Origin of the sequence: Candidatus Pantoea edessiphila, from assembly GCF_002933345.1 — a bacterium.
GTDB lineage: Bacteria > Pseudomonadota > Gammaproteobacteria > Enterobacterales > Enterobacteriaceae > Pantoea_C.
Window position 1 is genome coordinate 339,271 of record NZ_PDKR01000001.1, and the last position, 22,050, is coordinate 361,320.

General features: G+C 29.3%; 16 protein-coding genes and 1 other RNA gene. 11 read left to right on the forward strand and 6 right to left on the reverse strand.

The window, feature by feature from the left end; genetic code table 11:
• Window positions 1–82: 82 nt before the first annotated feature.
• A complete protein-coding gene (gene nadK, locus CRV09_RS01550; protein ID WP_136132371.1) occupies window positions 83–964 on the forward strand; it encodes an NAD(+) kinase in 882 nt (293 codons plus the stop codon).
• A gap of 318 nt (window positions 965–1,282) precedes the next feature.
• A complete protein-coding gene (bamE, locus tag CRV09_RS01555) occupies window positions 1,283–1,666 on the forward strand; it encodes an outer membrane protein assembly factor BamE (RefSeq protein ID WP_136132372.1) in 384 nt (127 codons plus the stop codon).
• 10 nt (window positions 1,667–1,676) lie between these two features.
• Here bamE and CRV09_RS01560 read toward each other — a convergent pair whose 3' ends face one another.
• Window positions 1,677–1,976 (reverse strand): RnfH family protein, encoded by a 300-nt coding sequence (locus CRV09_RS01560; RefSeq protein WP_136132373.1) that lies wholly within the window; start codon window positions 1,974–1,976, stop codon window positions 1,677–1,679.
• Between the two features lie 182 nt (window positions 1,977–2,158).
• On the opposite strand from CRV09_RS01560, the gene smpB reads away from it, so the two are divergent.
• The 9 genes from smpB (at window position 2,159) to purD (ending at window position 10,932) form a co-directional block, all read left to right on the forward strand.
• Entirely contained in the window at window positions 2,159–2,653 is a 495-nt protein-coding gene (gene smpB, locus CRV09_RS01565; RefSeq protein WP_422386574.1) for an SsrA-binding protein SmpB, read from the forward strand.
• A gap of 51 nt (window positions 2,654–2,704) precedes the next feature.
• Window positions 2,705–3,072, forward strand: a transfer-messenger RNA (tmRNA) gene (gene ssrA, locus CRV09_RS01570).
• Window positions 3,073–3,381: 309 nt separating this feature from the next.
• Complete coding sequence (locus CRV09_RS01575) at window positions 3,382–3,696, forward strand: DUF883 domain-containing protein (RefSeq protein ID WP_136132375.1); 315 nt, start codon at window positions 3,382–3,384, stop codon at window positions 3,694–3,696.
• A 295-nt stretch (window positions 3,697–3,991) separates the two neighbouring features.
• Window positions 3,992–4,213 carry a glutaredoxin-like protein NrdH gene (gene nrdH, locus CRV09_RS01580; RefSeq protein ID WP_136132376.1) on the forward strand — a complete coding sequence of 74 codons (222 nt, stop codon included), beginning with the start codon at window positions 3,992–3,994 and terminating at the stop codon, window positions 4,211–4,213.
• Window positions 4,214–4,238: 25 nt separating this feature from the next.
• A complete protein-coding gene (nrdI, locus tag CRV09_RS01585) occupies window positions 4,239–4,628 on the forward strand; it encodes a class Ib ribonucleoside-diphosphate reductase assembly flavoprotein NrdI (RefSeq protein WP_136132377.1) in 390 nt (129 codons plus the stop codon).
• The gene (nrdE, locus tag CRV09_RS01590) at window positions 4,622–6,760 is read left to right on the forward strand and encodes a class 1b ribonucleoside-diphosphate reductase subunit alpha (protein ID WP_136132378.1); all 2,139 of its coding nucleotides are present in this window, start codon (window positions 4,622–4,624) and stop codon (window positions 6,758–6,760) included. Before nrdI ends, nrdE begins: the two co-directional genes overlap by 7 nt.
• Before the next feature lie 9 nt (window positions 6,761–6,769).
• Window positions 6,770–7,729 (forward strand): class 1b ribonucleoside-diphosphate reductase subunit beta, encoded by a 960-nt coding sequence (gene nrdF, locus CRV09_RS01595; protein WP_136132379.1) that lies wholly within the window; start codon window positions 6,770–6,772, stop codon window positions 7,727–7,729.
• Between the two features lie 327 nt (window positions 7,730–8,056).
• The gene (purH, locus tag CRV09_RS01600; RefSeq protein WP_136132380.1) at window positions 8,057–9,646 is read left to right on the forward strand and encodes a bifunctional phosphoribosylaminoimidazolecarboxamide formyltransferase/IMP cyclohydrolase; all 1,590 of its coding nucleotides are present in this window, start codon (window positions 8,057–8,059) and stop codon (window positions 9,644–9,646) included.
• A gap of 20 nt (window positions 9,647–9,666) precedes the next feature.
• Complete coding sequence (gene purD / locus CRV09_RS01605; RefSeq protein WP_136132381.1) at window positions 9,667–10,932, forward strand: phosphoribosylamine--glycine ligase; 1,266 nt, start codon at window positions 9,667–9,669, stop codon at window positions 10,930–10,932.
• Between the two features lie 35 nt (window positions 10,933–10,967).
• Here the strand turns inward: purD and hemE are convergent, their stop codons facing one another.
• From hemE to rplJ, 5 genes are all read right to left on the reverse strand, one after another.
• Entirely contained in the window at window positions 10,968–12,029 is a 1,062-nt protein-coding gene (gene hemE, locus CRV09_RS01610; protein ID WP_136132412.1) for a uroporphyrinogen decarboxylase, read from the reverse strand.
• 126 nt (window positions 12,030–12,155) lie between these two features.
• The gene (rpoC, locus tag CRV09_RS01615) at window positions 12,156–16,394 is read right to left on the reverse strand and encodes a DNA-directed RNA polymerase subunit beta' (RefSeq protein ID WP_136132382.1); all 4,239 of its coding nucleotides are present in this window, start codon (window positions 16,392–16,394) and stop codon (window positions 12,156–12,158) included.
• 146 nt (window positions 16,395–16,540) lie between these two features.
• Entirely contained in the window at window positions 16,541–20,575 is a 4,035-nt protein-coding gene (gene rpoB, locus CRV09_RS01620) for a DNA-directed RNA polymerase subunit beta (RefSeq protein WP_136132383.1), read from the reverse strand.
• A gap of 252 nt (window positions 20,576–20,827) precedes the next feature.
• A complete protein-coding gene (rplL, locus tag CRV09_RS01625) occupies window positions 20,828–21,184 on the reverse strand; it encodes a 50S ribosomal protein L7/L12 (RefSeq protein WP_136132384.1) in 357 nt (118 codons plus the stop codon).
• Window positions 21,185–21,267: 83 nt separating this feature from the next.
• A complete protein-coding gene (gene rplJ / locus CRV09_RS01630) occupies window positions 21,268–21,759 on the reverse strand; it encodes a 50S ribosomal protein L10 (RefSeq protein ID WP_136132385.1) in 492 nt (163 codons plus the stop codon).
• Window positions 21,760–22,050 lie beyond the last annotated feature (291 nt).

The following is a 22,050-nucleotide window of genomic DNA, read 5'->3' on the forward strand; positions in this document are numbered from 1 at the left end:
GCTTATTATAAAGATCAATTTAACTGTTTCAAGATAATTCATCATAGTTTCTATTTTAAGTTGATTGAGGATTATTTGATATATGAAAAAATACTTCAATTGTATTGGTATTGTAGGCTATCTACATCCTCATAGTATGATTTCTACACATAAAACACTTTGGCAATGGTTAACTAAAAAAGGATATCTCGTATTAGTTGAAAATAAGATTGCGCAAAAAATTGCAATCAATAATATTAAAAGAAAAATAACTCTCACTACAATTGGTAAGAAAGCGGATTTAGCTATTGTTGTAGGTGGAGATGGTAATATGCTAGGAGCAGCACGTGTATTAGCACAATACGATATTAAAGTTATAGGAATTAACAGAGGTAATCTTGGATTTTTAACTGATCTTGATCCTAGCAATGCTTTATTTCAATTGAGTGAAGTACTAAAAGGAAATTATTTTATAGAAAATCGTTTTTTATTAGAGGCTCAAATAGAAAAAAAAAGCTGTTGTAAACATATTGGATTGGCTATGAATGAAGTAGTTTTACATTCTGGATTAATAGCTCATATGATTGAATTTGAAGTTTATATTGATGAAGTTTTCGCTTTTGCACAAAGATCAGATGGATTAATTATTTCGACACCTACTGGATCAACTGCTTATTCTTTATCAGCTGGTGGTCCAATTTTAACACCTTCTTTAGAAGCAATTTCTTTGGTACCGATGTTTCCGCATACTTTATCTATACGTCCTTTAGTTATTAATAGTAACAGTACAATCAGAGTACGTTTTCGTCATTTCCACAGTAACATTCAAATTAGTTTCGATAGCCAAATCATATCTTCGATAAAAGAAGGAGAGGATATAATAGTATTTCGTAGTAAAAATAATCTTAATCTTATTCATCCAAATGATTATTGCTATTTTAACACATTAAACTCTAAACTGGGTTGGGCTAAAAAACTTTTTTAGAAAATTAATAAATCATTTAATAATTAAATTAATTAAAACTTAGTAGATTATTTTAATAAAAAATCAATATTCATTTTACTTGATAAATATTATTTATTATGATAATTAGTTTATATGATAAATTATTATAATTTTTGAATTATATTTATTTGTTAAAATCTTCAAAAAAATAGATATAATCTGAATTTAGTTTATTTAGATAGATTATATTTTTCTAATTAATATTGAATATTTTAATTAATTTGTTTTTATATTTTAATAATTAAATATATAATAAGAATGAGAGTTTGATTTTAATTTATAAAAGGGTAATTTTTTATGATTAGTAAAAAACTATTTATTACTTTATTGTCGACATTGGTTTTAATACTTACAGGTTGCTCTGATAGTATGGCTGAAATAATTCGTCATCCAGATGTAAATCAAGGCAACTATCTAGCAACCAGTGATATTAATAAAATTCACCTAGGTATGACAAAAAAACAAGTAATTAAAACAATTGGTACACCATTAATAGAATATTCTTTTAGTGATAAAGAATGGTATTATGTATTTAGCAAAGAAATAAAAGGTAATAAATTACAACAACAAACACTAACGCTTAGTTTTAATAACAAGGGTATTTTAATATATATATTAAATTTATATAAAGACAAAAAATTACATGTCCTTTTTAGAGATAGTTTTTTACTATTTAATTAAATTTTTTGTTTTATTTCCTTTTTGCAAAATTTTTTATTCGTTGACGACGTAGCTCCATGGGACTTAAAAATAATGAACGATAGATTTCTATCCTATCACCTTCTTTTACTAAAGTTTCCAATTCAACTAATTTTCCATGAATACCAACCTTATTAGAGCAGAGGTTTATTTCTTTATGTAATTGCAATATTCCTGATTTTTCAATTAGTTGTTTTACCGTAGTGTAATTATTGTTTAATGCAATATAAAAATGATAGCATTTTCGAGGAAAAGCATAAACTAATTCTACAGAAATATTTGAATCGTACATTATCAACCTTTTAAAATAAATTACTAATATTTAATTATGATAAAATATATAAATTATAGATCCGAGTAATAAGTAAAAAAATAAGGTATTTTAAATATTAATTACTAATTTTAACATATAATTGTTTTGTTATTACAGGTTTTTACCAAAAAAAATGAATTAATTTAAAGTTTGTTTAATAAATAATGAAAAAAAAGTCGCAGATAATTAATTCTAACATTATTACAAAAAACAAAAGTGCTTACTTCGAATATTTTATTGAAAGAGAATTTGAAGCTGGTTTAGTATTATATGGATGGGAAGTAAAATCATTAAGAGCTGGAAAAATTAATATTAGTGATAGTTATATTTCAATATCTAATGAAGAAGCATATTTATCAGGTTCTATATTTAATCCTTTAATATTTGTTTCTAATAATTATTCATGTAATCCAAAAAGAAACAGAAAGTTATTATTAAATAAATCTGAAATTAATTTTTTGAATTATAATAAAAAACAAAAAGGTTATACTATAATTGCATTAATGATGTACTGGAAAAATGCTTGGTGCAAAATAAAAATAGGTCTTTGTAAAGGCAAAAAAAAATATAATAAACTTAATGAAATTAAAGAGCGTGAATGGAAAATCAATAAGGCAAGAATTTTAAAAAACAAGACAGTTGCGATGAAACACTAGATTAGTACATATATTTTTGCTAGTATTGAAAATTAAAGAAATAGTGAAGTGGGGGCTGATTTTGGATTTGACGAAATTTTCGAAATCTGAAGTGCATGTCGAGGTACGGTTGGCCTCGCAAAAAACCGTAAAAAAATAGTAGCAAACGATAAAAACTACGCTTTAGCAGCCTAATAATCTGTTCAAAGCCCTTTCTTTCTAGTTTTCTCTTGCATTAGATAAATAAGAAAGGTCAATCTTAAAGAGATCGCACTAATCAAGAACACCTAAAACTGATAAGTGTTAAAATTAAAATTAGGTTAGTTTGATAAAATAGTGTCTAATTCTATTTGTCAAATAAATTAAAAAGATAGACTAAGCATGTAGTACTTAAGATGTAGAAATTTCGGACGCGGGTTCGAATCCCGCCAGCTCCACCAATTTATTATGAATTTTTATTTATAGTTTCTATTATAAATAAGAGCAGTTATTATTTATTCAAAAAAACATAAATATTCCATTTTAATAAACCGTCATTTAGCATTAACATGATAATACTAATCATAAAAGATATTTTGAATTGTTTTAATTGAACCATACTTAATATGTAATATAACATACTTGTTATTTAAGCAATTATTAAATAAATTTATTTAATTGATTTTTTGTAATTTACTTCATTCAAATAATATTATATTGTCTAAACTTAATTTATTATATTAATTATCAAATCGGGAGAGGGAACTAAAATGTCCAATCAAATCGAAAAATATAATAATATTAATATAAATAAAAATATGAAAGAACTAACAAATTCACTAAAAAATTTGTTAAAATCTTACGGAAGCGAGTCAAAGGATAATGTTGTTAATGCCCGTAATCATGCAGAAGTGATTATAAAAAAAACTAGAAATAAAATAATAAATAATGATAATGATTTTTATACAAAAAACAATTTAGTTAATCAAATAGATAACTATCTTCATGAAAAACCATGGCACGGTGTAAGTATGGGTGCTACAGCTGGAATTATATTAAGTATGTTATTATTCTCAAAACGTTAATTATAATATTCTAAAAAAGTTCATTAAAGCCTCGCATTTGCGAGGCTTTTTATAAAAAAATATTCTAAATAATAAAATAAAGATTTTTTATCTAAGAAAATCATATAATACTTAGCTTTTTTCTAGTTTAATTAAGAGATAAATTATAGACCAAAGATATAATCTTCTTGACCTATAAAACTACCACATCTAGTATCTAGTGATGAAACATGATCATACTATTTTAATTAAGAATAAAATAGTAAATTTTAGTTATTAAAAATTATCAAGGATAAAATAAAGAGAAAAATTAATTATGAGTATTACTGTATATATTAAAAATAACTGCATTCAATGCAACGCAACAAAAAATGCTTTAAATCTTAAAGGGATAAATTATAGATTAATTGATCTTGACATCAAACCAGAAGTTATTGAAAATTTAAAATATCTTGGATATCATCAAATTCCTATTGTTATAACAGATAACGATCATTGGAGTGGATTTCGTCCAGATAAAATTGCCAATTTATATTAACTAAATAATGTCATAGGATAATAAAATGTTACCACTGGTTTATTTTTCCAGCCAGTCGGAAAATACATATCGATTTGTTACTTGCTTAAACTTACCGGCTGATAGAATACCATTAGATATAAAACAAAAGTTAAAAATACAAACACCCTATATTTTGTTAGTACCAAGTTATGGAGGTGGTAGCAGTCAAGGTGCTGTTCCTAAACAAGTGATACAGTTTCTTAATGATTCATCAAATCGAAATGGTATTCGTGGAGTAATAGCTGCTGGCAACCGTAATTTTGGTAAAGGTTATTGTTTAGCTGGAGATATAATTGCTAAAAAATGTCATGTTCCTTATCTCTATAGATTTGAGTTAATGGGTACCCCTAACGATATTGCTAATGTAAAAGCAGGAGTAACACAATTTTGGTAATAACTGATACTTTCAGTGATATAACATTAGATTATCATGCTTTGAATGCTATGTTAAATCTATACGATACTTATGGTCGCATTCAGTTCGAGAAGGACCATGAAGCAATTCGTCAATTTTTTATTCAGCATGTAAATCCTAATACTATATTTTTCGATTCAATAGCGGAAAGGTTAGAATATTTAATCAAAGAAGGTTATTATGAAACTAGTATATTAAATCAATATCATTTCAAATTTATATGTAATTTTCATGCTGAAGCAGAAAATTGGGGATTCAAATTTAAAACATTTCTTGGTGCATGGAAATATTATACTAGCTATACATTAAAAACTTTTGATGGTAAAAACTACCTAGAAAATTTTGAACAAAGAACTTGTATGGTAGCATTAACTTTAGCAAAAGGTGATGAATTATTAGCTCATAATATATTGAAGGAAATACTGAGTGGTAGATTTCAACCAGCTACTCCAACATTTCTTAATTGTGGTAAAAAACAAAGAGGTGAGTTAGTTTCTTGTTTTTTATTACGTATTGAAGATAATATGGAATCTATCGGTCGATCAGTGAATTCAGCACTACAACTATCTAAAAGAGGTGGTGGTGTATCTTTTTTGCTATCAAATTTACGTGAATTTGGTGCTCCAATAAAGCGAATAAAAAATCAATCTTCTGGAGTTATTCCTGTAATGAAAATACTAGAAGATGCTTTTTCTTATGCTAATCAATTAGGAGCAAGACAAGGTGCAGGAGCAGTTTGGTTAAATGCACATCATCCTGATATTTTCCGTTTTTTAGATACTAAACGTGAAAATGCTGATGAAAAAATACGTATCAAGACTTTGTCTTTAGGAGTAGTAATACCTGATATTACATTTAAATTAGCAAAAGATAATAAACAAATGGCTCTATTTTCACCTTACGATATCAAAAAAATTTATGGACTTGCTTTTAGTGATATCAGTATTAGCGAAAGATATAATGAAATGATTACTGATGACCGTATCCGTAAAAAATATGTACAGCCTAGAGATTTTTTTCAAACATTAGCGGAAATTCAGTTTGAATCAGGTTATCCTTATATTATGTATGAAGACAGTGTCAATCGTAGCAACCCAATTTCTGGAAGAATAAATATGAGTAATTTATGTTCAGAAATATTACAAGTAAATAGTGCTAGTAAATTTAATAGTGATATAAGTTATAGTCATGTTGGTAAGGATATATCTTGTAATTTAGGTTCATTAAATATTGCATATACAATGGATTCAAAAAATTTAGAACACACTGTTGATGTAGCGATAAGAGCTTTAACTTCAGTTTCAATGATGAGTGAAATCAGTGCAGTTCCTTCAATAGCAAAAGGCAATAAAAAATCCCATGCAATTGGATTAGGACAAATGAATTTACACGGTTATCTAGCACGGGAAGGGATTCAATATGGTTCTCCTGAAGCTCTAGATTTCACTAATATATATTTTTATTGTATTAATTATTATGTATTACTTACATCAAACCGTTTGGCTAAGGAATTTAAAACATCATTTGATGGTTTTTCAAAATCTATGTATGCTAATGGTGTTTATTTCGATAAATATCTAAAACGTAAATGGTATCCTTGTACTAAACGTGTAATAGAAATTTTTTCAGCAGCAAATATTAAATTACCTAAATATGAGGATTGGTTGTCATTACGTGAAGAAATTATGAAGTATGGTTTATACAATCAAAATTTTCAGGCAATACCACCTACTGGATCAATATCATACATTAATAATGCAACTTCAAGCATTCATCCCATTGTATCACGTATTGAAATTAGAAAAGAAGGTAAAACTGGAAGAGTTTATTATCCCGCACCATTTATGAATAATAATAACCTAGAATTATACAAGGACGCATATCAAATAGGTTATAAAGCCATTATTGATACGTATGCTGAGGCTACGCAGCATGTTGATCAAGGTTTGTCGTTAACATTATTTTTTCGTGATGATATAACAACTCGTGATATAAATAAAGCACAAATTTATGCTTGGAAAAAAGGTATAAAAACACTTTATTACATTAGAATCAGACAAACAACTATTCAAGGTACAGAAGTTAAAGGCTGTATCTCATGTACATTATAATAGAATGATATTCAATTGAAAAAAATTCAAGCAGTTAATTGGAATAGAATCCAAGATGAAAAAGATCTTGAAGTATGGAATCGTCTGACGAGTAACTTTTGGATTCCAGAAAAAATACCATTGTCTAATGATTTTCCTACTTGGCAAACTTTAAATAAATTTCAACAAAGATTAACTACACGTGTCTTTACTGGTTTAACATTACTAGATACTATTCAAAATGTTGTAGGTGCTCCAGGATTAATTAACGATGCATTAACATCTCATGAAAAATCTGTTTTATCCAACATAAGCTTCATGGAAGCTGTACATGCACGTTCTTATAGTTCAATTTTTTCTACACTATGTAATAGTCAAGATGTAGACAATGCTTATTTATGGAGTGATGAAAATCAATCTTTACAAAATAAAGTAAATATGATTCTTGAACATTACTATTCAAATGATTCACTAAAAAAGAAAATAGCTAGTGTATTTCTAGAATCATTTCTATTTTATTCTGGTTTTTGGTTGCCAATGTATTGGTCAAGCCGTGGTAAATTAACAAATACAGCTGATCTGATACGTTTAATTATGAGAGATGAAGCAGTACATGGTTATTATATTGGATATAAATACCAAAAATCTCTAAGAAATATTAATGAGGATCGACGTAAAGAATTAAAGAATTTTGCATACAAGTTTCTACTAATTTTATATGAAAATGAAGTAATTTATACTAATGAGCTTTATCATGATATCGGTTGGGCAGAAGAGGTAATAATTTTTCTTCACTATAATGCTAATAAAGCCTTGATGAATTTAGGTTATGAAGCTTTATTTCCATCAGAATTAACTATGGTAAATCCAGTAATTTTGTCTGCTCTTTCACCAAATTCTAATGAAAATCATGATTTTTTTTCTGGTTCTGGTTCTTCTTATGTAGTAGGTAAATCAGTAGATACTGAAGATGAAGACTGGAATTTTTAAAAATAAAAACTAATCTATAAAATACTATTTATTATTCAATAGAAATATCCAAAAAGCAATTTTTAATTATTATTGCTACGTGTTATTTCAAAAAATTATGATTTTATTTTTATAAAAATATAAATTCAATTTTAGATAAAACTAAAAATTTCATTGAATTAAAATTCAAACAAAACCTGTTTAAAATTACTTTTTGTTATTTATTAATTAACTTAATTTAAAATTTCATATTTATACATTTCAAAATAGATAACACTATTTTTTATTCATGGTATTGTTTTGCTTATTTAAAATTAAATTTTATTAAACTAAGGTAATAAAATATATATGCAAAAATATCCCATCCATTATGCATTAATTAGTGTTTCTGATAAAACTGGTATAATTGAATTTGCAAGAGAACTTGATAAGCGAAAAATTAGAATAATTTCTACTGGCGGAACTGCTAGTTTATTAATTCAGGCAGGGATACCAGTTATAGAAGTATCTAAATATACTGAATTTCCAGAAATGATGAATGGACGAGTTAAAACACTACATTCAAAAATATGTGGTGGTATTTTGTATCGTCGAGGTCAAGACGATAAAATGATAAAAAAGTATGGAATATTTCCAATAGATATTGTAATAGTGAATTTTTATCCATTTAAACAATCAATTATTGATAAAAATTGTTTGTTATCAGACGCAATAGAAAAAATAGATATAGGAGGTCCAACTATGGTATCTTCTGCAGCCAAAAATTATGAATTTGTAGCTGTTGTCGTAAGACATATCGATTATAATTTTATTTTAGATGAATTGGATATTAATAAAAACTCATTAACACTAAATACTAGATTAGAATTAGCTGTTAAGGCTTTTAAATACCTGGCTATTTATAATAACAATATTGCTAATTATTTTGATAATTTACAATTAAATATTAAAAATATTACAGAATATGAGCAGATAAATAGTTTACCACAAAAAATTAATATTAATTTTATAAAAAAATATAATATGATATACGGAGAGAATAGCCATCAATCAGCTGCATTTTATATTCCAGAAAATATAGAAAACGAATGTTCATCCGATTTATTAAAAGTTCAAGGAGGAATACTTTCTTATAATAATGCTATTGATATTGATACAGCTATAGAATGTTTAAAACAATTTAATGAACCTGCATGTGTAATAGTTAAGCATTCAAACCCATGTGGCGTTGCAATAAGTGACTCAATAGCTTCTGCTTATAAACTTGCTTATAGCACAGATCCTATCTCAGCTTTTGGTGGTATTATTGCATTAAATCGTGAATTAGATCAATTAACAGTAGAGTTAATTATTAAATTTCAGTTTGTAGAAATAATAATAGCACCCTCTTTTAATGAAATGGCACTGAAATTTATTTCTAATAAGAAAAAGATTAAATTAATAATATACGATAAATTTAAAAAAAATTATTTTAATTTAGACTTTAAAAGTCTTAATATTGGATTATTAGTACAAGAACACAATTTAAAAACTATAGAAATAAACCAACTTAACATAGTTAGTAAAACCAAACCAAGTAAACAAGAAATAGCAGATGCAATTTTTGGTTTGAAAGTATCTAAATTTGTTAAGTCTAATGCTATTGTTTGTGCTAAGAACAATACTACAATTGGGATTGGTGCCGGCCAGATGAGTCGTATCGATTCGGTGAAAATTGCTAGCCTTAAAGCAAATAATGCAGGGCTTAAAACAAAAAATTCTGTTATGGCTTCTGATGCTTTTTTTCCTTTCCGTGATGGTATTGATATTGCAGCAGAAATGGGAATAAGTTGTATTATTCAACCAGGTGGTTCTATACGTGATAAAGAAGTAATTAAAGCAGCTGATGAACATCATATTTCAATGATCTTTACAAAGATACGTCATTTTCGTCATTAATATGAATAAAGAAAATAAAAATGAAAATTTTAATTATCGGCAATGGTGGACGTGAGCATGCATTAGCATGGAAAGCAGCACAATCTCCACTAGCTGACATTGTATTTGTTGCTCCAGGTAATGCCGGTACTTTTTTAGAACCAGGTGTTCAAAATGTAGATATTAGTTCTACTGATATAAATTCTCTGGTTAATTTTGCTTTAAAAGAGAAAATAGATTTAACAATTATAGGACCAGAAAAGCCTATTATTATGGGTATAGTTGATAAATTTCGTGATGTAGGATTAAATATTTTTGGTCCGACTAAATCTGCTTCTCAGATAGAAAGTTCAAAATTTTTTTGTAAAAAATTTTTATCACGTCATAATATTTCTTCTGCAAATTACAAATATTTTACTGAAATAAAACCTGCAATATCTTATATTAATACAATACCATTACCTATTGTTATCAAAGCTGATGGTATAACAGGTGGTAAAGGTGTAATTATTTCAACAAATATTAAAGAAGCAGAAAATATAGTCAAAAATATGATACAAGGTAATTTATTTGGTGATGCAGGTAAACGTATTATAATTGAAGAATTTTTATATGGTGAAGAAGTTAGTTTTATTGTGATGGTTGATGGTAAAAATATATTACCTCTGGCTACGAGCCAAGATTACAAACGTATTGGCAATAATGATACAGGCTTAAATACAGGAGGTATGGGATCTCGTTCACCAGCTTTATTAGTAACAGCTAAAATATATCAAAATATAATGGATCTAATTATATACCCCACTATATTTGGTATGTTACTTGAAGACAATATGTATACTGGTTTTCTCTATGCTGGAATAATAATCAACGAATTAGGACAACCGCAAGTGATAGAATTTAATTGTCGTTTAGGAGATCCTGAAACTCAATCACTTATGATTAGACTAAAATCTGATATTGTAGATCTTTGCTTTGCCGGATGTAATAAGACTTTAAGTAAAAAATTTATAAATTGGGATAATCGTTATGCATTAAGTTTAGTGTTAACTTCGAAAGGCTATCCTAGTTATTATATAAATGATGAAAAAATTTATGGTTTACCTAAAAAAAGTTTTTCTCATAGCAAAATATTTCATGCAGGAACAAGTTTAAATGGAAATCAATTTATTACTAACGGAGGTCGTGTTTTGTGTATAACCACTATTGATAGAAACACTAAAATGTTACAGAAACGTGCTTATAAAATAGCCAAATCAATTTATTGGAAAAACATTTATTATCGAAATGATATTGGATATTGCTAATATTTATTAACAAATACTTTCATTAAAGTAAATCGTTAATGCCATATACGTGAAAGCTTATGTACTGACTCAATAAATATGCCTGCATTTTCTGGGGGTGTATCGCAATGTATACCATGACCTAAATTAAAAATATGACCACTACCTTTACCGAAACTTTTTAAAATTGTTTCTACTTCTTTTTCAATACGTAACGGAGAAGAATATAGTATTGAAGGATCCATATTTCCCTGAATTGCAACTTTATCACCAACACGACGCCTTGCATCACCGATATTAATAGTCCAATCAATACCTAAAGCATCACAACCAATTTCTGCCATATCTTCTAACCATTGGTTACCACCTTTAGTAAACAAAACTATTGGTATATAACAACCTTTGTTTGTACGAATTAAATTATCAATAATTTTATGTAAATAGTATAATGAAAATTCACGATAAGCAGACCAATTTAATATACCACCCCAAGTATCAAATAACATTACAGATTGTACACCAGCGCAAATTTGTGCATTCAGGTAGAGAATTATATTTTCTGTTAATTTATTTAATATTTTATGTAAAATGATTGGTTCAGAGTACATCAATTTTTTTATTTTATTAAAAACCTTACTACTACCTCCTTCTACCATATATGTTGCTAATGTCCAAGGACTTCCAGAAAAACCAAGTAATGGAACTTCTCCTTTTAAATTTTTATGAATCATGCGAATTGTATTCATTACATAACTTAATTCTTGTTCGGGATCATGTACTGGTAAGCGATCAACATCAGCTTGACAAGTAATAGGATGTAAAAAAATAGGACCATTTTTTTCATCAAAATGAAGTCCAAGACCCATCGCATCTGGAATTATGAGTATGTCACTAAAAACTATTGCTGCATCTAAATTATATCGACGCAAAGGTTGCAGTGTAATTTCACATGCTATATCAACATTTTTACAAAGTGATAAAAAATTATTAAATTTGGCACGTATTTTTTTATATTCTGGTAAATATCTTCCAGCTTGCCTCATCATCCAAACTGGTGTTACATCTACTGGCTTACGCAATATAGCACGTAAATAACGATCATTTTTTAAATTAAAAATATTCATTTTTATTTCTTGCATTAAATACATTCTAGTATGGGTAATAGCTCAATATCATTACCAAAAAATTGGTAATGATATTATATACATATATAAATAAATCTTTATATATTTATTATCTTTTTATTAATTATCATAATTATTCAAATTAGCATTTAAAAGTTCAGCTAAATTAGCGGAAGCTTTATCAGCAGCTAGTTCTGATTTAGAAAAATCACTTTCATTATTAACTATCCTATTACTTATTCGATCCTTATGATATGAGTAGCCTGTACCTGCTGGAATAAGTCTACCAACTATAACATTTTCTTTTAATCCGCGTAGTTCATCATGTTTACCTGCAACAGATGCTTCAGTTAAAACACGTGTAGTTTCCTGAAAAGATGCTGCAGAAATAAATGATTCAGTAGCTAGTGAAGCTTTAGTCACACCAAGCAGTTCTCTCATATATTTTGTAGTATTTTTTCCTTTAGATCTTAATATACGATTAGATATTCTAATTCTAGAAAATTCTACTTGTTCACCATCTAAAAATTCTGGGGAAGCGGTTTTTATAATTGTCGCTTTACGTAACATTTGACGTACAATTACTTCAATATGTTTATCATTGATTTTTACACCTTGCAAACGATATACTTCTTGTACTTCATTAGTAATATAACGAGTAACAGCATAAATACCGCGTAACCGTAAAATATCATGTGGAGACTCTGGACCATCAGAAATTACATCCCCTATGTCAACTCTTTCACCTTCAAATACATTCAATTGGCGCCATTTTGGTATCATTTCTTCATAAGGTTCACTTCCATCGATAGGAGTAATCATTAAACGTCTTTTCCCTTTAGTTTCTTTACCAAAGGAAATAATTCCACTAATTTCTGCTAGTATAGCTGGTTCTTTAGGACGACGAGCTTCAAATAAATCAGCAACACGAGGTAAGCCTCCTGTAATGTCTTTAGTACCACCTGATTCTTGAGGAACACGAGCTAATGTATCACCAGCACTTATTTTTACTCCATCTTCTAATTGTACAATTGCTTTTCCTGGCAAAAAATACTGTGCTGGAATATCAGTACCTAATATAAATATATCTTTGCCGTTATGATCAACAATTTTTAGTGAAGGACGTAAATCTTTACTACTACCAGTTCTTTCTGCGCTTTCTAAAACTACTAAAGAAGACAAACCTGTCAAATCATCTGTTTGTCTAGTTATTGTTTGACCGTCAATTATATCTATAAAACGAATGAAACCACCTATTTCAGTGATAACAGGCATAGTATGAGGATCCCAATTAGCTACAATTTCCCCTGAAGTGACAAATTCATTATCTTCTTTTTCCATCACGGCTCCATAAGGAATTTTATAGCTTTCTTTGGTTCTGTTGAATTCATCAACTATTTTTAATTCAACATTACGAGATATAATGACTGCTTTACCTAAAGAATTGATTACAAATTTAGCATTATTTAATTTTATTGTACCTTTATTTTTTATTCGAATACTAGATTCAGTTGCTGAACGTGATGCAGCACCTCCAATATGAAATGTACGCATTGTTAACTGTGTACCCGGTTCGCCAATTGATTGTGCAGCAATAACGCCAATTGCCTCACCTTTATTAACAAGATGACCTCTTGCTAAATCACGACCATAACAGTTAGCACATACACCAAAATCAGTTTCACAACAAACAACTGAACGAACTTTAACGTTATCTATAGAATTTAATTCTAATACATCACACCAGTATTCATCAAGCAACGTATTGCGTGATATTAAAACATTATCAGTGCATGACATCATACCTGGCTTAAGTACATCAGCTGCAACTACTCTACCTAAAACACGCTCACGTAAGGGATCTTTGACATCTCCTCCTTCTATCACAGGATTCATCATTATACCTTCATAAGTACCACAATCATCTTCAGTAACCACTAGATCTTGCGCAACATCTACTAAACGACGAGTTAGATAACCTGAATTTGCGGTTTTTAATGCTGTATCTGCTAAACCTTTACGAGCACCATGAGTTGAAATAAAATACTGAAGAACATTTAAACCCTCACGAAAATTTGCAGTAATAGGAGTTTCAATAATAGATCCATCTGGTTTTGCCATTAAACCTCGCATTCCCGCTAATTGACGAATTTGAGCTGCAGAACCACGAGCACCAGAATCAGCCATCATGAATATATTGTTAAAAGATGATTGTGTTTTTTCTTTGCCATCGGAATTAATAACATATTCTACAGAAAGATTTTCCATCATCGCTTTAGCAACTCTTTCATTAGCGGCAGCCCAAATATCAATCATCTTATTATACCTTTCTCCTACGGTAACCAATCCTGATTGAAATTGTTCTTGTATTTCAGCTACCTCTAATTCTGCTTCAGAAATTATTTCTAATTTTTTTTCAGGAATAACCATATCATCTATACCTACAGATACACCTGAACGAGCTGCATAAGCAAAACCAGAATACATAATTTGATCAGCAAAAATAACAGTAGATTTTAATCCTAAAATACGATAGCAAGTATTTAACATTTTAGAAATTGTTTTTTTACCTAGAACTTGATTAACCATAGAATATGGTAAACCTTTAGGTACAATCATCCAAAGAATTGCACGACCAATAGTAGTATCAATTATATTAGTTTTAGAAGTCAATTCACCATTTTCACTTCTATCAAATTCAGAAATACGAACCTTAACACGCGCATGTAATTCAGCTTGTCCAGTTCGGTATAAATGCTCCGCTTCTTTTGGACCAGTGAGCATCATACCCTCTCCTTTAGCATTTACTTTATCACGAGTCATATAATATAAACCTAAAACAACATCTTGAGAGGGAACAATAATTGGTTCTCCATTTGCTGGGGATAAAATATTATTAGTAGACATCATTAAGGCTCGTGCTTCTAACTGAGCTTCTAATGTTAGAGGTACATGTACAGCCATTTGATCTCCATCAAAATCAGCATTGTATGCTGCACACACTAATGGATGTAATTGGATGGCTTTACCTTCAACAAGAATTGGCTCAAAAGCTTGTATACCTAAACGATGTAATGTTGGAGCTCTATTTAATAAAACAGGATGTTCACTAATTACATTATCAAGAATATCCCAGACAATAGCTTCTTCACGTTCAACCATCTTTTTTGCAGATTTTATTGTAGTTGCCAATCCTTTTATTTCTAATTGTCCATAAATAAATGGCTTAAACAATTCTAAAGCCATTTTTTTTGGTAATCCACATTGATTTAAACCAAGATATGGACCAACTGTAATTACAGAACGTCCGGAATAATCAACACGTTTACCTAATAAATTTTGACGAAAACGACCTTGTTTTCCTTTAATCATATCAGCTAATGATTTTAATGGACGCTTATTGGAGCCAGTAATAGCACGTCCCCTTCGACCATTATCTAATAATGCATCTACTGCTTCTTGCAACATTCTTTTTTCATTTCTAACTATTATATCTGGAGCAGAAAGATCTAGTAATCTTTTTAATCTATTATTACGATTAATAACACGTCGGTAAAGATCATTTAAGTCTGATGTAGCAAAACGACCCCCATCAAGAGGAACTAATGGACGAAGATCTGGCGGAAGAACAGGTAATACACTTAAAATCATCCATTCTGGTTTATTACCAGATTGAATAAAAGCTTCTAATAATTTAATTCTCTTGGTTAATTTTTTTCTTTTAGTTTCAGAATTAGTTTCATTAATTTCTTCACGTAATTGTTCACATTCTTGTTCTAATTCCATGTTTTTCAATAAATATTGAATTGCTTCTGCACCCATTTTTGCATCAAATTCATCACCGAATTCTTCTAATACATCAAGATATTGTTCTTCAGTTAATATTTGTCTCTTTTCAAGATTAGTCATACCACCTTCAACAACGACATAAGATTCAAAATATAATACCCTTTCTATATCTCGTAAAGGCATATCTAATAATAATCCAATACGTGATGGTAAAGATTTTAAAAACCAAATGTGAGCTGTTGGCGATGCTAATTCTATGTGTCCCATACGTTCACGTCTAACTTTTGTTTGAGTAACTTCAACACCACATTTTTCGCAAATTACACCCCGGTGTTTTAATCTTTTATATTTACCACATAAGCATTCATAATCTTTTACTGGTCCAAAAATTCGAGCACAAAAAAGACCATCACGTTCTGGTTTAAAAGTACGATAATTTATAGTTTCTGGTTTTTTTACTTCACCAAAAGACCAAGAACGTATCATATCTGGAGCAGCTAAAGAAATTTTGATAGCATCAAATTCTTCTTTTTTAGTTTGTGTTTTTAGAAACTTAAGTAAGTCTTTCACGGATTATTTCTCGTCAGGAGTGAGATTATAGGAGTGTTTAAAATAAAATCGATTAAATACTCCATCAGTATTACGTAAACTGCACTTACATAATAGGCTATATTTATTAAGGAACTAAGAAGCTTTAAAATATTATTTGCTATTTCTTACTCATCTTCTAATTCAATATTGATGCCTAATGACCGAATCTCCTTCAACAATACATTAAAAGACTCAGGCATGCCTGGTTCCATATTATGATTACCATCTACAATATTTTTATACATTTTAGTACGACCATTAACGTCATCAGATTTTACTGTAAGCATTTCTTGTAAAGTATATGCTGCACCATAAGCTTCTAAAGCCCAAACTTCCATTTCACCAAATCGTTGACCGCCAAATTGAGCTTTACCTCCTAAGGGTTGTTGAGTAACCAAACTATAAGAACCTGTTGAACGTGCATGCATTTTATCATCAACAAGATGATTAAGCTTAAGCATATACATATAACCAACGGTAACTTGACGTTCAAATTTCTCACTAGTACGCCCATCAAATAAAGTAATTTGACCAGACGAAGGCAAATTACTCAATTTAAGTAATGCTTTAATTTCACTTTCTTTTGCACCATCAAAAACAGGACTTGCGATAGGCATGCCTTTTTTTAGATTTTCAGCCAAACATAATACTTCTGTATCACTGAATGAACTCAGATCAACTTTTTGTCGTAGATCAGTACCTAAATCATAAGCACGTTGTATAAATTTCCGTAATTTAAAGATTTCTTCTTTTTTCTTTATCATTAAATCAATCTTTTCACCAATCCCTTTAGCTGCCATACCTAAATGTGTTTCAAGAATTTGGCCAATATTCATGCGAGAAGGTACACCAAGAGGATTTAATACAATATCAACTGGAATGCCATTTTCATCATATGGCATATCTTCTACTGGATTGATTTTTGAAATAACTCCCTTATTTCCGTGACGACCTGCCATTTTATCCCCTGGTTGAATCTGACGTTTAACAGCAAGATAAACTTTTACTATTTTTAAGATACCAGGAGCTAGATCATCACCTTGAGTAATTTTACGACGTTTGTCTTCTATTTTTTTCTCAAATTCTTTTTTGAGTTCTTCATATTGATGTGTTAATTGTTCTAATTGTTCTTGTTTGTTTCTATCGTTATTAATATTAATTTTCAACCAATGCTCTCGTGGCATTTGATTTAATGTATTTAGATCAATTTGACTTGATAATAATACTGTCTGAATACGGTTAAAAACGCCCGCTTCTAATATTTGCAATTCTTCAGATAAATCTTTTTTTGCTTGTTTTAACTGCATTTCTTCAATTTCTAAAGCACGTTTATCTTTTTGTATACCATCTCTAGTAAAAACTTGTACGTCAATAACTGTACCAGAGACACCATTGGGAACTCTTAATGATGAATCTTTTACATCAGATGCTTTTTCACCAAAAATAGCACGAAGCAATTTTTCTTCTGGCGTTAATTGAGTCTCACCCTTTGGAGTTACTTTTCCAACTAAAATATCTCCTCCATTTACTTCTGCTCCAATATAAACAATACCAGATTCATCTAATTTAGAAAGTGCTGCTTCACTTACATTTGGAATATCGGCAGTAACTTCTTCTGGACCTAATTTAGTATCACGAGACATACATGCTAATTCTTGAATATGAATACTTGTAAATCTATCCTCTTGAACCACTCGTTCTGAAACTAAAATAGAGTCTTCAAAGTTATAACCATTCCATGGCATAAAGGCTACTCTCATGTTTTGACCTAAAGCTAATTCACCAAGATCTGTAGCAGGACCATCTGCTAATACATCACCACGATTAATTTGCTCACCTAAAGAAATACAAGGCATTTGATTAATACAAGTGTTTTGATTTGAACGAGTATATTTAGTTAAATTATAAATATCAATTCCAGCTTCACCTGCAATTATTTCTTTCTCATTAACTTTAACAACAATACGAGACGCATCTACATATTGTATTGAACCACCTCTTTTTGCTACTACTGTCACTCCTGAATCTACAGCTACTGCACGTTCCATACCTGTACCAACCAAAGGTTTATCAGCACGCAAGGTTGGTACAGCTTGACGTTGCATATTCGCACCCATTAAAGCACGGTTAGCATCATCATGTTCAAGAAAAGGTATTAAAGATGCACCTACAGAAACTATTTGTTGGGTAGACACATCCATATAATCAACTTGTTTTCGATGAAATAACCCAGATTCACCTTTATTACGACAAATGATCAAATCATCAACAAACTCACCATCTTCTTTTAAATAAGCATTTGCTTGAGCAATAATATAGTTACCCTCTTCAATAGCTGATAAATAATGAATTCTATCAGAAACAATGCCATTAAGAACGCAACGGTATGGTGTTTCTAAAAATCCGTATTCATTTGTTTTTGCATAAACGGATAAGGAGTTAATTAAACCTATATTTGGCCCTTCAGGAGTTTCAATTGGGCAAACGCGACCATAATGTGTAGGATGTACATCACGTACTTCAAAACCAGCTCTTTCACGAGTTAAACCTCCTGGACCAAGTGCAGAAATACGACGTTTATGAGTAATTTCTGACAATGGATTATTTTGATCCATAAATTGGGATAATTGACTAGAACTAAAAAACTCTTTTACCGCTGCTGAAATGGGTTTAGCATTAATCATATCTTGAGGCATTAAAGAATCAAGATCTCCCAATGACAAACGTTCTCTAACTGCACGTTCTACTCGTATCAATCCAACACGAAATTGATTTTCAGCCATTTCTCCTACTGAACGCACACGACGATTACCGAGATGGTCAATATCATCTATTTCACCTTTACCATTGCGAATATTAATAAGTTTTTTCATTACATCAATTATATCTTCTTTACTAAGAATACCTGGACCTTCTATTTTATCTCTTGCTAAAGAACGGTTAAATTTCATACGTCCTACAGCAGAAAGATCATATCTATCTTCAGAAAAAAACAAGTTTTCAAAAAGATTTTCAGTAGCTTCCCTAGTTGGTGGTTCACCAGGACGCATCATGCGATAAATCTCAATAAGTGCAGTTGATCTATCGTTAGTTGGATCAATACGTAAAGTTTCTGACATATAAGGTCCATGATCTAAATCATTAATAAACAATATTTCAATATATTTATGGCCCAATTGTTTTAATTTATATATTAAATCCAATGATAAATCTGAATTAGCAGGAGCGATTAGTTCACCGGTGTTATTATCAAAATAATTTTTAGCTAAAATTTTTCCTACTAAATATTCAATTGGAACTTCGATATTTACAATGTTATCAATTTCTAATTGATTAATATGACGTGAAGTAATACGACGACCTTTTTCAATATAAATTTTATTATTAAATTCAATATTAAAAGTAGCAGTTTCACCACGTAATCTTTCTGGAATCAATTTCATTAATATTTTATTCTTATGAATTTCAAATACTATATTTTCGAAAAAAATATTTAAAATATCTTCAGTTGTATAATTTAAAGCACGTAAAATAATACTAGAAGGTAGTTTTCGTTTACGATCAATACGAATGAAGAGATTATCTTTGGGATCAAATTCAAAATCTATCCATGAACCTCTATAAGGAATAATACGTGCATTATATAATATCTTCCCTGAGGAATGGGTTTTACCTTTATCACTATCAAAAAATACTCCAGGACTTCGATGTAATTGAGAAACAATAACACGTTCAGTACCATTAATGATAAAAGTACCATTTTCAGTCATTAATGGGATTTCTCCCATATAAACTTCTTGTTCTTTAATATTTTTAATAGTATTTACTAATGAAGAATCACGATCATAAATAACCAAACGTAATTTTACCCTCAATGGTGCAGAATAAGTTGCACCACGTATATGACATTCTTTTACATCAAAAATAGGTTCACCTAAACGATAGCTTACATATTGTAATTCAGAATTACCACCATAGCTTGTAATAGGAAATATAGAACGAAAAGCAGCTTCCAAACCATATTGGCCTTCTGGATCGTGTTCAATAAATTTTTGAAAAGAATCAAGTTGGATAAAAAGAAGATAAGGAACGTCTAAAACTTTTGGACGTTTACCAAAATCTTTACGAATTCGTTTTTTTTCGGTATATGAGTAAACCATTAGGGCTCCTCAACTAGCTGATGAGTAGATCTATTTTCAAAATCTTTTTTACAGATATTTATATAAATTTATTAAATTATTATTTAATAATATATTTAAAAATAAATAATATTTTATTAAATATATTATTAATATTTAAACTATTTAATATTATTTAAGATAATAAATCGAAATTATTAATATAAAAAGGCTGGTGGTTATACCACCAGCCGTCAGGCGTGCTGTAGCCAGACTATAAGCTAATAAAAATGTTTATTTGACTTCAACTTCGGCTCCAGCTTCTTTTAAAATCCTTTCTAAGGATGCTGCATCTTCTTTACTTATTCCTTCTTTAATAACTCCAGTCGCTTCAACTAAATCTTTAGCTTCTTTTAATCCTAATCCAGTTGCTGCACGTACAGCTTTAATAACTGCAACCTTATTTGGACCAATAGCTTTTAAAATTACATCAAATTCGCTTTTTTCTTCAATAACCTCAGCAGTACTAATATTGGTGACTACTTTAGAGGAAACACCGAATTTTTCTTCCATAGCAGAAACTAAATCAACAACTTCCATTACAGACATACTAGAAACAGCTTCTAAAATTTGGTCTTTAGTTATAGACATTACAATTGTTCCTAAAATCAAAATCAGAAAAATTTTATATATTATTAAATGATGTTAAATAATAATAAAAATCTGAGTTTAAATTATTTTTTTATATTACTAACGGCACTTAATACACGAACTATTTTACCCGCAGCTGCTTCTTTCATAGTTAACATTAATTTTATTAGTGCTTCCTCATGGGTTGGCAAAGATGCTAAACAATCAATGTTGTTTTCGTCAATCAGTTTGTTCTCAAAAGCTGCAGCTTTAATTCTGAATGTTGTATTATCTTTCGTAAAATCTTTTAACAAACGAGCGGCTATACCAGGATGTTCTGTAGAATATGCGATTAATGTTGGACCAATAAAAGTATTTTTTAAACACTCAAATTGAGTATCTTTAACAATTCGATGTAATAATGTATTTCGAACAACATATATAAACACGCCAGACTTGCGAGCATTTTCTCTCAACTCAGTTATTTTATCTACAGTAACACCACGGAAGTCGGCAACAACTGCTGAAATTGATTGTTTTGATATTTCGCAAATTTTAGCAACAATCGCTTTTTTATCTTTAAGATTTAGTGGCATTAACTTATACTCCTGAACTTAAATCGGAGAAAAAATTTAATTATTAATTAACTTTGTTAATATTTGCTTTTGCTTTGAGTAAAACCTGAATAAAAGAAGATAACTAAATCTAATGAACAAACAGAACATATTTTAATATTACATTTTTAATTTTATAAAATTTATTTTCCAATTAAATTAGTGTGATTATTTATAATAAAAACAAACTAATAGCTCAATTAAACAATGAATATTTTACTAAAATCAAAAATAAAATCTTACGTAAATTTATTGCTTATTTCAAGAGATAAT